A 632-nucleotide genomic window follows, 5' to 3' on the forward strand; every position below is an offset into this window, starting at 1 on the left:
GAATGTATGCATTGGCACGACAGCCGCAAGCCGTCGTCCGGTCTGACGATTGTACAAGCCATTCTCCCGGCGGTCTCCGATTTCAGACAACCAATTGTCCAGCTTGGCGGCGTCGAGACCGAGCGTACTCCACTCGCTATCGACGAAATGCGGTACTGCTCCGCAATAGTTTACGGCATTGGCTGTAGCAATGAAGGTTAGGGTTGGAATTACAACCTCGTCATTGGGGCGGACGCCCGCGATGAGCAACCCGATATGTAATGCTGCGGTTCCGTTCGTTGTCGCTACGGCGTGTCGAACACCGCAGATCTCCGCCAGCATCTGCTCAAAGAGGTCCACATAACTGCCGACCGAGGAAACCCACCCCGTATCCAGGCATTCTTTAACGTAGCTCCATTCTCTCCCGCCGAATTGCGGTTCATGGAGCGGCACGAATTTATCGCCGCCCGCCACATCCCTTAAGGCCTGGTAAGTTCGGTCCAGATCAAGTTGGAGCACTTCCATCAGATTGTGTACCTGTCTGTCTTATATCGTGCCAGGTTAGCAGGGTCATTGAACCATTCGACGGTTTTTTCTATACCTTTCACGAAGCCGTCTCGACCGGAATGACTTGGCGTCCATTTCAATAGACG

At 53.8% G+C, this 632-nt stretch carries 1 protein-coding gene; it reads right to left on the minus strand.

Annotation, left to right across the window (positions count from 1 at the left end):
• On the minus strand, window positions 1–504 hold a 504-nt coding region (locus tag E1180_RS00245), incomplete at its 3' end, for an aminotransferase class I/II-fold pyridoxal phosphate-dependent enzyme (RefSeq protein ID WP_155189089.1).
• Window positions 505–632 lie beyond the last annotated feature (128 nt).

It is taken from the genome of Roseibium denhamense, from assembly GCF_009711415.1.
In the GTDB taxonomy this organism is placed as follows: Bacteria; Pseudomonadota; Alphaproteobacteria; order Rhizobiales; family Stappiaceae; genus Roseibium; species Roseibium denhamense.